The following is a 12,739-nucleotide window of genomic DNA, read 5'->3' on the forward strand; positions in this document are numbered from 1 at the left end:
CGTCTTAGGCTCCGACGGCGTGGTCGACGGCCTTGCGTACCGCCTTGTCAGCCTTCTTCAGCTTCTTGCCGGTGGTCTTCCGGGCGTCGGCCGCGAGGTGCGCGGTGGTCTTCCGGGCGTCGGCCGCGAGGTGCTCCGCGCGCCAGGCCAGGCTCGGCTTACCCGCGGTGTCCACGGCAGCCAGCAACACTCCACCGGTCAGCGAGACGTTCTTCAGCAGCTGCTTGCGCCGGGCGTCCCGGCCTTCTTTGGAGGAGATGTCCGCACTGCGCCATTCCACGAAACCATTGAGCGCCGAGATGACAGCGAGCACGGTGGCGGCGAGGCGGGCTGACTTACCCAGGGCCAGGCACACGCCGGCACCCACCTGGGTGCCGCCGATCACGCGGGCCAAAACCTTCTCATCGGCCTGAAAGGGGAGGGACTCGGCAGCGCGGCGCAGCAGGGGAGACAGCTGGGTTGCCGTGTCATCCGCGTTCTTTAGCTTGTCCATGCCTGCGAGCACGAAACTGGAGGCGAGCATGGGACGGGCGAGAAAGCGGACAAAGGACATGAATTTCCTCCTGGATGGACGAACCGCGGACGCTATGCGGGAGAACCGGTTCTAGTCTTGCACTTTTGCGGAATATTTGCCCGTTGTGCGCGGTTGTGCAAGACAGAATCCAGCCGAAATGGGGGCGGGAAAACCAGCGCAGTAACGAGGTGCACGGCCGGTTGTTCGGCCTGTGCAGGAAGGCGGAGGTTTGATTCTGGTTAAAGAATCCGGGCTATTGGAAGAAACCGCTGCGGACCCATGGGCCGCGGCCCGGACGGGAGCCTTAAGCGGCCGCCGGAAGGTGACAGTAGACTTGAAGGCAATGAGCACCATGGATCCGGCCGTTGCGGCCATGCACGAGGTTGCCGGAAACGACGACGCCAAGCCCTCCGAGGCAACCGCCGCCAGCAGCGCGGCGGTCACCACCCCGGTGGACGAGGCCGTTGCGGAACGGACAGCCGCAGAGACCGTAGCAGCGGACGGCACCGGCCAGCCGCTGGACACCGCGGCTGAGACTACGGACGAGCGCCGAGTGCGCTTCGAACGCGACGCGATGCAGTACGTTGACCAGCTTTACTCCGCGGCAATGCGGATGGCCCGGAATCCGGCCGACGCCGAGGACCTGGTCCAAGAGGCCTACACGAAGGCGTTTTCCGCCTTTCACCAGTACAAGCCCGGGACGAATCTCAAGGCCTGGCTGTACCGGATCCTCACGAACACGTACATCAACCTGTACCGCAAGCGTCAGCGCGAACCGCTGCAGTCCAACTCGGACACCATCGAGGACTGGCAGTTGGCCCGCGCGGAGTCGCACACCTCGACCGGCCTGCGCTCTGCGGAGGCCGAAGCGCTGGACCATCTGCCGGATTCGGACGTGAAGCGGGCGCTGCAGTCGATTCCGGAGGAGTTCCGGCTTGCCGTCTACTTCGCCGACGTCGAGGGCTTCGCGTACAAGGAAATTTCAGACATCATGAACACCCCCATCGGGACCGTCATGTCCCGGTTGCACCGCGGCCGGAGAATGCTGCGGGACATGCTGGCCGACTATGCGGCCGAGCGGGGATTCAGGGCCGCCGGCGATCCCGCCGCAGCGGCCGAAAGCAACAATCAGGAGAACAGGAAATGAGCGACTGCCAGGGACTGGGCGACTGCGACGACACCCGGATGCAGCGCATCTACGAGTACCTCGACGGGGCCCTGACGCACGATGACATCGCCGAGATCAAGAAGCACCTCGACGAGTGCCCGGAGTGCCACGAGCAGTATGACCTCGAATGCATCATTCGCGTGATGGTGAAGCGCTCCTGCACCGAGGCCGCGCCGGAGAACCTCAAGAACTCTATCCTGGACCGGATCCACTCGATCGGCCCGGTTGAGGCCGAGGCGGACGCCTGAGCGCCGCCAGCGGAGGCTTGAGCGCCGCAGACAGCGAAAGACCCCGGGAACCGTCAGGTTTCCGGGGTCTTTCACTTAAAGCTTTCAATCCAAGCCGTGGCTTAGGTGTTGGGGCGCTTACCGTGGTTCGCGCCGCCACGCTTACGGTCACGACGTTTACGTGCACGCTTGCTCATAGCTGGCCTCCTTAATCTTGGTACTCAAAAGAGCTGCCCTCAAGTCTCCCACATTGGCGGACCCGCCGCGAACCGGGAGCCCGCCGTCGGGGCCTCAATCGTCCAATGAGTTCCGGATGGAGATCCGTGCCTGGTCCAGGACTGTCTTGACGGTTTCCAGGGTGACCGGGCTGACTGGCCTCGCCCCGGCGTGCCGGCGCAGCTCGACCCGGATGTCGTCCCGGAAAGACTGCACCAGCATTTCGGCCTCCCGCAGCCGGCGGTCGCCTTCCTTGGAGTAACGCGCCCCTGCCGGGGACGCGGCGCTGCGGGCCGTTGAGCGCGCCGCCTCGGCCGTGGCGGCAAGGTCCGCCCGGAGCCCCTGCATGTTTACGCGGATATCCTGCCGCAGCTTGTCGGCCAGCCGGCGGACTGAGGCGGAAATGTCCTCCTCCACATCTGCCACGTCCTCGCGCCGCCTGTTGAGTTCCACCAGTCCGGCCGGGGTGATGCTGTAGTTCGTCCGCCGGCCCTCCGTGCGGGTGGCCACGAGCCCTTCTTCCTCAAGCTTGGCCAGCCGCGGATAGATGGTGCCGGCGCTGGGGGAGTAGGTGCCGCCGAAGCGGTCGCTGAGCGCCTTGATCAGCTCGTAGCCGTGCTTCGGGCCGGACTCCAGCAGGRCCAGCAGGTACAGCCGCAGCGCGCCGTGGGCAAAGACCGGAGGCATCAGAGGCCCGTTTCGGCGTCCGGGTTGGGCTGGCCGTGGAAGATCGAGGTCTTCCCCGACACCGAGTTGGTCCGGACCAGCATCAGCTTGGCGTCCGGGCCGGCGATGGTCTGCAGCGTCCCGCCGGGCTGCATGTAGCGCTGGTCGTCAATCACGACCGCGCCGCTGGCCGACTTCGCGATGATGTCCACGCCGACGTCATGCGGCAGCCGGATCGTGACATCGCCGGAGACCGAGTTGGCGCCGAAGTCCTGGGTGAAGCCGTGCAGGTCGAAGCTCAGGTCCCCGCTGACGGTATTGGCGCGGATGTTGCTGAACTCGCCCGAGGCCGTGACCTCGCCAGAGACGCTCTTGGCCGTCAGCACGCCGTGGTGGTTGCGGGCGATGACTTCGCCGCTGACGGTGCTCACGGCGAGTTCGCCCGTGGTGCCGTCGGCCAGGACGGAGCCGGAAACGGTGTTGAGCCTCGTGTGGCCACTGACGCCGGAAACCATGCCGTCGCCGCTGACGGTGCCGGCCTCGACGTCGACGCCGGCCGGCACGGCGATGCTGATCACCACCGTATTGCTGGAGCTGTTGTTGACCGTGCCCATCAGGTTCTTGAACCAGCCTTGCGGGCCGTGCAGTTGGTGCCGCACTTCGAGCCGGCCGTCCGTGAGGCTGACCGCCAGCGGATCGCCATCGATTTCGGAAACCTCGATGCGGGCCACGTCCTCGTCGTGGGTGACGATGTCGAAGCGGCCCCGGACAATGCCGAGCTTGAGCGAGCGGACGCCGTCGACGTCGATGGTTTGGGGGCCGGTAACGGTCCACGTGTTCTGTTCCATGGTTCCTCCGGAGGCGGACGGATGCGATCGGGCCAGCGTCGCCGCTTGCGATATATCGCGACTATGGAAACACGGTATATCGCGAGTGGGGGACAGTCAAGATATATCGCGAGATGATTTCCGCAGCCTGCCTCCGGTCGGCCGGGGGAGCCCCGGGCCTACTCCGGCGCGTCCAGTCCCAGCCACTGGAACCAGCCGCGGTGCAGCACGAGCCAGGCCATCAGGCCGTAGCCGGCCTGGCCCGGGGTTCCGCCGTTGGCCGCGAGGTCTTGCCGCCACTGTTCGTGGTTCAAGAGCGGCGAGAAGGTGTCCACGTAGAGGTGTTTGCGGCGCGTCGTGACGTCGGCGAAGGCAGTGTTGAGCTCGCCCAGCCGGCGGTTCTGGGCGGGGTCCAGCGTCGGCGGCGGCCCGACGACGAAGACCTCGATCTTGTTCTGCGAGGCGGAGTCCAGGATGTTGGCGAGGTTGAGCCGGCTGCGGGCGGTGGACAGCCCGAACTCGATGTCACGGCCGGAGAGGCCGATCACCAGGCGGTTTTCATGCTGCGGGCCGAAGCGCCGGCCGGCTTCCTCCAGCCAGCGCTCGGCCAGCCCCTCGGTCCCTTCCTGCGGGCAGGGCAGTGAGTAGCTTTCGAGGCTAAGTCCGTCGTGCGGAGTGCGGGCGAGCACCCGTCCCAGCCAGCCCAGCGCCCGGGGGTCGCCCAGGCCGGCCAGCAGCTCATCTCCAACGGCTGCGATCCGCAGCTTCCGATCTTCCACGACTACCTCTTCATTCCCAATGCCGGTTCAAAGCCTTAAACGAAGCTGCCCGGCCGGAGTCGTGGTGTTCCACTTCCGGCCGGGCAGCCTGCTCTTACTTACGTGCGAATGCCTGCTTGAGCAGGGCGTCCTGCTCGGCTGCGTGGCGCTTCATCGACCCTGCCGCGGTGGAAGCCGAGGCGGGCCGGGAGACCAGGCGCACGCGGCGGTCCAGCGCATCCGGCAGGTTCAAGCCAATGAACGGCCACGGTCCCTGGTTGGCGGGCTCGTCCTGCGCCCAGACAACTTCGGCGTTCGGGTACTTGGCCAGCTCGGCAGCGATCTCCGCGGCGGGCAGCGGGTAGAGCTGCTCGACCCGGATGATCGCCGTCGTCGTGTCCCCGGTCTTCTGCCGGGTGGACAGCAGGTCGTAGTACAGGCGGCCGGAGACCAGCAGGACGCGTTCGACGGCGTCGGACTGCAGCTGCTCGTGCTCCGGAATGACCGGCCGGAAGGTACCCGTGGTGAAGTCCTCCACCGAGGACGCCGCGGCCTTCAGGCGCAGGAGCTGCTTCGGGGTGAAGATGATCAGCGGCTTCCGGGGGCGGCTGTACGCCTGGCGGCGCAGCAGGTGGAAGTGCGAGGCAGGCGTCGTGGGGTTGGCCACGATCATGTTCTCCTCCGCGCACAGCTGCAGGAAGCGCTCGATCCGTGCCGAGGAGTGGTCCGGGCCCTGGCCCTCGTAGCCGTGCGGCAGCATGAGCACCAGCGAGGACCGCTGGCCCCACTTCTGCTCGGCCGAGGAGATGAACTCGTCGATGATGGTCTGCGCGCCGTTGACGAAGTCGCCGAACTGCGCCTCCCACAGCACCAAGGCATCCGGGCGCTCGACCGAGTAGCCGTATTCGAAGCCCATCGCCGCGTATTCGGACAGGAGCGAGTCGTAGATCCACAGCTTGGCCTGGTCATCGGAGAGGTGGGCCAGGGGCATCCACTCGTCGCCGTTGGCGCGGTCGTGGAAGACGGCGTGGCGCTGCACGAAGGTGCCGCGGCGCGAGTCCTGGCCGGCGAGCCGGACCGGGACGCCTTCCATGCTGAGCGAGCCGAAGGCAGCCAGTTCGCCGAAGCCCCAGTCGATGCCGCCTTCGCGGGACATCTGCTCACGCTTCTCAAGCAGCTGCTTGAGCTTGGCGTGGACCGTGAAGCCCTCGGGGAATTCGACGTGCGCCTTGCCGATCCGGGCCAGCGTCTCGGTGGAGATCGCGGTGGACTCCGGGGCGCTGATGCCAGTGTCGGACTGCTGGGCGGAAGGCCGTTCCAGGTCAGACACAGCGGCGGAATCCGCGGTGATGATCGGGATCGGGGAGGTCTGCGCTGCGTGGGTCTCGGCAAAGACCCGCTCGAGGCGTTCCTGGTAGTCGCGGAGCAGCTGCTCGGCTTCTTCCTCGGTGATGTCACCGCGGCCGATCAGCGACTCGGTGTAGAGCTTGCGGACCGAACGCTTGGCCTCGATCAGGTTGTACATCAGCGGCTGCGTCATCGAGGGGTCGTCGCCCTCGTTGTGGCCGCGGCGGCGGTAGCAGACCATGTCGATGACAACGTCCTTGTGGAACCGCTGGCGGAACTCGTAGGCGAGCTGGCCAATGCGGACCACGGCCTCCGGGTCGTCGCCGTTCACGTGGAACACCGGAGCCTGGATCATCTTGGCGACGTCCGTGGAGTAGGTGGAGGAACGCGAGGACGACGGCGCCGTGGTGAACCCGACCTGGTTGTTGACCACCACGTGGATGGTGCCGCCGGTGCGGTAGCCGCGCAGCTGCGAGAGGTTGAGCGTTTCCGCGACGACGCCCTGGCCGGCGAACGCGGCGTCGCCGTGCACCATGATCGGGAGCACGGGGAAGGACTCGCCCTGGTCCAGGCGGTCCTGCTTGGCGCGGACGATGCCCTCAAGGACGGAGTCCACGGCTTCGAGGTGCGAAGGGTTGGCGGCGAGGTAGACCTTGGTCTCCTTGCCGTTGTCCGAGGTGAAGGTGCCCTCGGTGCCGAGGTGGTACTTCACGTCGCCGGAGCCCTGGACCGAGCGCGGGTCCTGGGTGCCCTCGAATTCGCGGAAGACCTGCGCGTAGGTCTTGCCCGCGATGTTGGTGAGCACGTTCAGGCGGCCGCGGTGGGCCATGCCAATGGCTACTTCGTCGAGCTCGTCATCGGCTGCATCGGAGATGATGGCGTCCAGCAGCGGGATCAGCGACTCGCCGCCCTCGAGCGAGAAACGCTTCTGGCCGACGAACTTCGTCTGCAGGAAGGTTTCGAAGGCCTCGGCGGCGTTGAGCTTGGAGACGATCCGGAGCTGTTCGTCACGGCTCGGCTTCGAGTAGGGGTGCTCCAGCTGGTCCTGGAACCACTTGCGCTCTTCCGGGTCCTGGATGTGCATGTACTCGATGCCGGTGGTGCGGCAGTACGCATCGCGGAGCACACCCAGGATGTCGCGGAACTTCAGCATCGGCTTGCCGCCGAAGCCGCCGGTGGGCCACTCGCGGTCCAGGTCCCACAGGGTCAGGCCGTAGGTCAGGACGTCGAGGTCTGGGTGCTTTCGCTGGACGTACTCGAGCGGATCGGTGTCAGCCATCAGGTGTCCGCGGACGCGGTAGGAGTGGATGAGCTGCTGGATCCGGGCGACCTTGTTGATCTCGTCCGCCGGGTCCACCTGAAGGTCCGGGCTCCAGCGCACCGGCTCGTACGGAATGCGGAGCGACTCGAAGATCTCGTCGTAGAAGTTCTGCGCGCCCAGCAGGAGCTGGTGCACGAGCTTGAGGAACTCGCCGCTGCCGGCACCCTGGATGACGCGGTGGTCATAGGTGGAGGTCAGCGTGAGGACCTTGCTGATGGCGTTGTGCGCGATGATCTTCTCGCTGGCGCCCTGGAACTCGGCCGGGTAGTCCAGCGCGCCGACGCCGATGATGGCCGCCTGGCCCTTGGAAAGGCGGGGGACCGAGTGCACGGTGCCGATGCCGCCGGGGTTGGTCAGCGAGACGGTGGTGCCGGAGTGGTCGTCCGCGGTCAGTTTGCCGTTGCGGGCGCGCTTGATCAGGTCCTCGTAGGTGTGCCAGAACTCGGAGAAGTTGAGCGTCTCCGCCTTCTTGATGTTCGGGACCATGAGCAGCCGGGTGCCGTCCGGCTTGGGCATGTCGATGGCGATGCCGAAGTTCACGTGCGCGGGCTGCACGGCGACGGGCTTGCCGTCGACGACGTCGTAGTAGACGTTCATGGAGGGGAACTGGGCCAGCGCCCGGATGACGGCGTAGCCGATCAGGTGCGTGAAGGAGACCTTGCCGCCGCGGGCGCGGGCGAGGTTGGAGTTGATGACCACGCGGTTGTCGATCAGGAGCTTGGCGGGGATGGCGCGGACGCTCGTCGCGGTGGGCACCTCGAGGCTGGTCACCATGTTGGCGGCGATGGCCTTGGCCGGGCCGCGCAGCACGGAGACGACGTCTTCTTCCGGCGCGGTGGGGGCCTTGACGTTCTTGGGCAGCTGGGCCGGGATGGGGGTGCCGGCGCCGGGCTCGGTGGTCTTCGAGCCGTCGCGGGCCACGGTTGCCGGCGCCTTCTGGGCTGCGGCGGGAGCGGGGGCAGGGGCCGCAGCCGGGGCTGCGGGTGCTGCGGCCGGAGCAGCGGGGGCTGCCGGCGCCGGGGCTGCGGCGGGCTGCGCTACAACCGGAAGTTCACGGGTGGAGGGGTGCGCGACGGCCGTTGCCGAGGCGCCGTTGGTCGAGGAACCGTCGGTGGCGTCGAAGGATTCGAAAAGCGGCCACCACTTGGCGTCTACCGTGTTCTTGTCCTGCTGGTACCGCTCGTACAGTTCGTCAACGAGCCACTCGTTTCCGCCAAATTCCTCGGGTAGACGGTGGCTAGGCTGCTCTGGCACTTGAAATACGCCTCTTCCATGAGTTTGATTCCCGCTGGTTTCCACGGTGCCGCAGCACGTCAATCGAACCAGTTCTCCGCGTCCAGTGAACCCAGACCTTTGCCAGTCTAGTGACGATTCCGGCCAAACCGCCAATAAGGGTGACTCAAATCATCCACGAGCCGCAACGGCGTCCGATCGGGCACGGGGGAGCCGCTGCCGGGCCTGAACCGCGCCGTCCGCCGAGTGCCTCTAGAATCACAAACGAGACCCTCTATGAAGGAGCAGCCGTGCGTTTTTTGAGTGAGCCGAGCACAGACCTGACCTATTCGGACATCTTCCTGGTGCCCTCGCGCTCCGATGTCACCTCGCGGCTGGACGTGGACCTGTCGGCCGACGACGGTACCGGTTCCACGATCCCGCTGGTCGTCGCCAACATGACCGCGGTGACCGGGAAACGGATGGCCGAGACGATGGCGCGCCGCGGCGGCCTGGCGGTGCTGCCGCAGGATGTGCCGCTGGACGTGCTCCGGAGCGTGACGGCCTGGGTCAAGGCCCGGCACACGGTCTTTGAGACGCCGGTCAGCCTGCGCGCGTCGAACACCGTGATTGATGCCCTGCACCTGATGGGCAAGCGTCCGCACGGCGCGGTGGTGGTCGTCGACGACGCCGGGGCCGTCGCCGGCGTCGTCCGGGCCGCCGACTTCGAAGGCCAGGACCGGTTCGCGTCTCTGGCCTCCGTGATGCGCCACCAGCCGCTTGTGCTGGACGCCGCGGAGTTCGACGCCGGCGCGGGCTCCGACGCCGCGTCGGTGGCGCTGCGCCGGGCCTTTGACGCGATGGACGCCGCCGGTACCGACTTTGTCCCGGTGCAGCAGGACGGCGTCCTGGCCGGCGTGCTCACCCGCAAGGGAGCGCTCCGCTCGACGCTCTACCGGCCTTCCCTCGACGACGACGGCGCGCTCAAGGTGGCCGCCGCCGTCGGCATCAACGGCGACGTCGCCGGCCGGGCCGCGGAGCTGCTGGCCGCCGGCGTCAATGTGCTGGTGCTGGACACCGCCCACGGCCACCAGCAGAAGATGTTCGACGCCCTGGCCGCGGTCCGCAGCCTGAACCCCGGAGTGCCGGTAGTGGCCGGCAACGTCGTCACCGCCGACGCAACCCGCGAGCTGATCCAGGCCGGCGCGGACATCGTCAAGGTCGGCGTCGGTCCCGGCGCCATGTGCACTACCCGGATGATGACGGCGGTGGGCCGTCCCCAATTCTCCGCCGTGCTGGAGTGCTCGGCCGCGGCACGCGCCGCGGGCGGCCGCGTGTGGGCCGACGGCGGCGTCCGCTACCCCCGGGACGTGGCGCTGGCCCTGGCCGCCGGTGCGAGCCAGGTCATGATCGGCTCCTGGTTCGCCGGGACGCACGAGAGCCCCGGCGACCTGCAGCTGGACGCCAGCGGCCGCCAGTTCAAGGAGAGCTTCGGGATGGCCTCGGCGCGGGCGGTACAGAACCGCAACCAGCGCGAGGATGCCTACGAGAAAGACCGGAAAGCCCTGTTCGAGGAGGGCATCTCCACTTCCCGGATGTATCTGGACTCGACCCGCCCCGGCGTTGAGGACCTGCTGGACATGATCACTGCGGGCCTGCGGAGTTCGATGAGCTACGCCGGCGCGGCCGATCTGGCTGCCTTCCGGGAGCGGGCCGTCGCCGGGATCCAGTCGGCGGCCGGTTACGAGGAAGGCCGTCCGGTGCCGCAGAGCTGGTGATCGCCAAGCTGTAGACTGAAACTCTTATGGACAGTAAATCTAGGTGCCGGCCTGGGGGCTGTCAGCGCGGAACGGAATCCGTTCCCGCCCAGTCCACCCGCAGAGCCGGCAAACCCCGTTCACGCGCCCATCACTCATCCGCTGCACGGAACGCATCGTTCCACGGACAGAGTGCCCTACAGGAAACAGGGTCGGCCTCGGCTGACCATCCTCCGCCGGGACGTTTCCCCCGGCAGCCGCTCCGGCACGGCATCCTTCGCCATTTCAAGGCGGGCCGCTAAATGGAGTGGTTATTGCTCGGAGCAGGACTGCTCCTTATTTTCGGCACGGGCTTCTTCGTCGCCGTCGAATTTTCCCTGGTCGCCCTCGACCAGGCCACCGTGCAGCGTGCCGTGGACAACGGTGACACCGCCGCCGTCCCGCTGCTGAAGTGCCTCAAATCCCTTTCCACCCAGCTCTCCAGCTGTCAGCTCGGCATCACGCTGACCACCCTGCTCACCGGCTACGTCATGGAACCCTCGGTGGGGAAGCTGCTCGAAGGCCCGCTGACGGCCCTCGGACTGCCGGAAGCCGCGTCCGTATCGGTCTCGCTGGTCCTCGCGATGGCGCTGGCCACCCTGCTGTCGATGCTGATCGGCGAGCTGGTCCCGAAGAACATGGCCATCGCGCTGTCGTTCCCGGTCGGCAAGGCCCTGGCCCGGCCGCAATTGGTCTTCACCGCGATCTTCAAGCCGGCCATCATCGTGCTCAACGGCTTCTCCAATAAGGTCCTGAACGTCTTCGGCCTCGAGGCAAAGGAAGAAATCTCGGGTGCCCGCACCCCGGCCGAGCTTGCCTCGCTGGTTCGCCGCTCGGCCGCGATGGGGACCCTGGACGAACGGACCGCCAACTTCATCTCCCGCACCCTGAAGTTCTCAGGACGGACGGCCGCGGACGTGATGACGCCGCGGATCCGGGTGGAAACCATTGACGGCCACCAGCCGGTCTCGGACATTATCGAGGCAGCCAAACGCACCGGTTACTCGCGCTTTCCCGTAATCGGGGAGTCCTCGGACGATATCCGCGGCGTGGTGCACGTCAAGAAGGCCATCGCCGTTCCCGTGGACCGGCGCGCCAACCTGGAAGCCGGGGCGATCATGACCGAGGTGCTCCGGGTGCCTGAGACGATCCACCTTGACGGGCTCCTCGCTGAACTGCGCGAAGGCAATTTGCAGCTCGCCGTGGTGCTGGATGAGTACGGCGGAACCGCGGGGATCGCCACCCTGGAAGACCTCGTGGAAGAAATTGTCGGGGAAGTGGCCGACGAGCATGACAAGGTGCGGCCCGGGCTGCTGCAGAGCGCCTCGGGGGACTGGTACTTCCCGGGCCTGCTACGCCCGGACGAACTCTCCGAGCAGATTCCGGGCCTCAGCGTGCCGGATGAGGCGGCTTATGAAACAGTCGGCGGCTACGTCATGAGCCAACTCGGGCGGATCGCGGTAGTAGGCGACACGGTCGACGTCGGAGGCGGAAAGCTCAGCGTCACCCGCATGGACGGGCGAAGGATCGACCGTATCTGCTTCAAGCCCGCTCCGGCGGAACACGAACCGCATGGCGGAAACAACGGGCGGATCGATGCTGCCGGAAAGGCCGGTGCCGCATGAGCGACTGGCTGGGAATCCTCTGGCTCGCCATTCTGCTGGTGGGCAACGCGTTTTTCGTGGCTGCCGAATTCGCTGTCATGTCCGCCCGCCGCAGCCAGATCGAGCCCCTCGCCGAGTCCGGGTCCAAGCGGGCCCAGACCACGCTGCGGGCGATGGAAAATGTCTCGCTCATGCTGGCCTGCGCCCAGCTCGGGATCACGGTCTGCTCGCTGCTGATCCTGCAGGTGGCGGAGCCTGCCATCCACCACCTCATGGCCGTCCCGCTGGAAGCGCTCGGGGTCCCGATGGAGATGGCCGACGTCGTGGCGTTTGCCATCGCGCTGCTGGCGGTCACCTTCCTGCACGTGACGTTCGGCGAGATGGTGCCGAAGAACATCTCCGTCTCGGTGGCGGATAAGGCGGCCCTGCTGCTGGCCCCGCCGCTGATGTTCATCGCCCGGGCGGTCAAGCCGGCGATCGTGGCCCTCAACTGGTCCGCCAACCACATCCTGAAGCTGATGCGGATCGAGCCGAAGGATGAGGTCACCTCCTCCTTCACGCTTGAGGAGGTCCAGTCGATCGTGCAGGAATCCACCCGGCACGGCCTGGTGGACGATGACGCGGGCCTGATCACGGGTGCGCTGGAGTTCTCCGAACACACTGCGTCCCAGGTCATGGTTCCGCTGGACAAGCTCGTGATGCTCAAGGCAGCCACCACGCCTGAGGAGTTCGAGAAGGCCGTGAGCCGCACCGGGTTCTCGCGCTTCCCGATGTTGGACGATGAGGGCATGCTTTCGGGCTACCTCCACATCAAGGACGTGCTCTCGATTCCGGAGGCCGGCTACCAGCACCCTATTGCGGAAAGCCGCATCCGCTCGCTGGCCAACCTGGCCATGGACGACGAGATCGAGAAGGCGATGTCGGTCATGCAGCGCACCGGCTCGCACCTTGCCCGTGTGATCGGCCCGGACGGGCACACCCAGGGCGTTCTGTTCCTGGAGGACGTGATCGAGCAGCTGGTCGGAGAGATCAGGGACGCGACGCAGGCAACCGGCTACCGCAGGCTTGGGCAGGATTAGCGGA

General features: G+C 66.8%; 11 protein-coding genes. 5 read left to right on the top strand and 6 right to left on the bottom strand.

Features of this window, described 5'->3' with window-relative positions; genetic code table 11:
• Positions 1-4: 4 nt before the first annotated feature.
• The gene (locus AC1DK9_RS04805; protein WP_476863168.1) at positions 5-553 is read right to left on the bottom strand and encodes a DoxX family protein; all 549 of its coding nucleotides are present in this window, start codon (positions 551-553) and stop codon (positions 5-7) included.
• Between the two features lie 190 nt (positions 554-743).
• On the opposite strand from AC1DK9_RS04805, the gene AC1DK9_RS04810 reads away from it, so the two are divergent.
• On the top strand, positions 744-1,661 hold the full coding sequence (locus tag AC1DK9_RS04810) for a sigma-70 family RNA polymerase sigma factor (protein WP_476915154.1): 918 nt from the start codon (positions 744-746) through the stop codon (positions 1,659-1,661).
• Entirely contained in the window at positions 1,658-1,930 is a 273-nt protein-coding gene (rsrA, locus tag AC1DK9_RS04815) for a mycothiol system anti-sigma-R factor (protein ID WP_476915155.1), read from the top strand. The genes AC1DK9_RS04810 and rsrA overlap by 4 nt, the downstream gene beginning before the upstream one ends.
• A gap of 101 nt (positions 1,931-2,031) precedes the next feature.
• Here rsrA and AC1DK9_RS04820 read toward each other — a convergent pair whose 3' ends face one another.
• The 5 genes from AC1DK9_RS04820 to AC1DK9_RS04840 form a co-directional block, all read right to left on the bottom strand.
• Positions 2,032-2,106, bottom strand: coding sequence for a 50S ribosomal protein bL37 (locus AC1DK9_RS04820; protein WP_369299106.1), 75 nt, complete (start codon positions 2,104-2,106; stop codon positions 2,032-2,034).
• A 94-nt stretch (positions 2,107-2,200) separates the two neighbouring features.
• A complete protein-coding gene (locus AC1DK9_RS04825) occupies positions 2,201-2,812 on the bottom strand; it encodes a PadR family transcriptional regulator (protein WP_476915156.1) in 612 nt (203 codons plus the stop codon).
• Positions 2,812-3,639 carry a DUF4097 family beta strand repeat-containing protein gene (locus AC1DK9_RS04830; RefSeq protein ID WP_476863172.1) on the bottom strand — a complete coding sequence of 276 codons (828 nt, stop codon included), beginning with the start codon at positions 3,637-3,639 and terminating at the stop codon, positions 2,812-2,814. The genes AC1DK9_RS04825 and AC1DK9_RS04830 overlap by 1 nt, the downstream gene beginning before the upstream one ends.
• Before the next feature lie 158 nt (positions 3,640-3,797).
• Positions 3,798-4,397, bottom strand: coding sequence for a GDSL-type esterase/lipase family protein (locus AC1DK9_RS04835; RefSeq protein WP_476863173.1), 600 nt, complete (start codon positions 4,395-4,397; stop codon positions 3,798-3,800).
• A 94-nt stretch (positions 4,398-4,491) separates the two neighbouring features.
• Positions 4,492-8,298, bottom strand: coding sequence for a multifunctional oxoglutarate decarboxylase/oxoglutarate dehydrogenase thiamine pyrophosphate-binding subunit/dihydrolipoyllysine-residue succinyltransferase subunit (locus AC1DK9_RS04840; RefSeq protein ID WP_476915157.1), 3,807 nt, complete (start codon positions 8,296-8,298; stop codon positions 4,492-4,494).
• 269 nt (positions 8,299-8,567) lie between these two features.
• On the opposite strand from AC1DK9_RS04840, the gene AC1DK9_RS04845 reads away from it, so the two are divergent.
• The 3 genes from AC1DK9_RS04845 to AC1DK9_RS04855 all read left to right on the top strand — a co-directional run bounded on the left by AC1DK9_RS04845 (position 8,568) and on the right by AC1DK9_RS04855 (position 12,735).
• Entirely contained in the window at positions 8,568-10,034 is a 1,467-nt protein-coding gene (locus AC1DK9_RS04845; protein ID WP_476863175.1) for a GuaB1 family IMP dehydrogenase-related protein, read from the top strand.
• Between the two features lie 281 nt (positions 10,035-10,315).
• Positions 10,316-11,677, top strand: a complete 1,362-nt coding sequence (locus AC1DK9_RS04850) for a hemolysin family protein (protein ID WP_476863176.1) — start codon at positions 10,316-10,318, stop codon at positions 11,675-11,677.
• Positions 11,674-12,735, top strand: a complete 1,062-nt coding sequence (locus AC1DK9_RS04855) for a hemolysin family protein (protein WP_476863177.1) — start codon at positions 11,674-11,676, stop codon at positions 12,733-12,735. The genes AC1DK9_RS04850 and AC1DK9_RS04855 overlap by 4 nt, the downstream gene beginning before the upstream one ends.
• Positions 12,736-12,739 lie beyond the last annotated feature (4 nt).

This window comes from Arthrobacter sp. 01T414 (genome assembly GCF_056398965.1).

Coding starts and splice junctions, on each gene's coding strand:
- AC1DK9_RS04805 (WP_476863168.1), bottom strand. CDS start 553: ATGTCCTTTGTCCGCTTTCTCGCCCGTCCCATGCTCGCCTCCAGTTTC.
- rsrA (WP_476915155.1), top strand. CDS start 1,658: ATGAGCGACTGCCAGGGACTGGGCGACTGCGACGACACCCGGATGCAG.
- AC1DK9_RS04830 (WP_476863172.1), bottom strand. CDS start 3,639: ATGGAACAGAACACGTGGACCGTTACCGGCCCCCAAACCATCGACGTC.
- AC1DK9_RS04850 (WP_476863176.1), top strand. CDS start 10,316: ATGGAGTGGTTATTGCTCGGAGCAGGACTGCTCCTTATTTTCGGCACG.
- AC1DK9_RS04855 (WP_476863177.1), top strand. CDS start 11,674: ATGAGCGACTGGCTGGGAATCCTCTGGCTCGCCATTCTGCTGGTGGGC.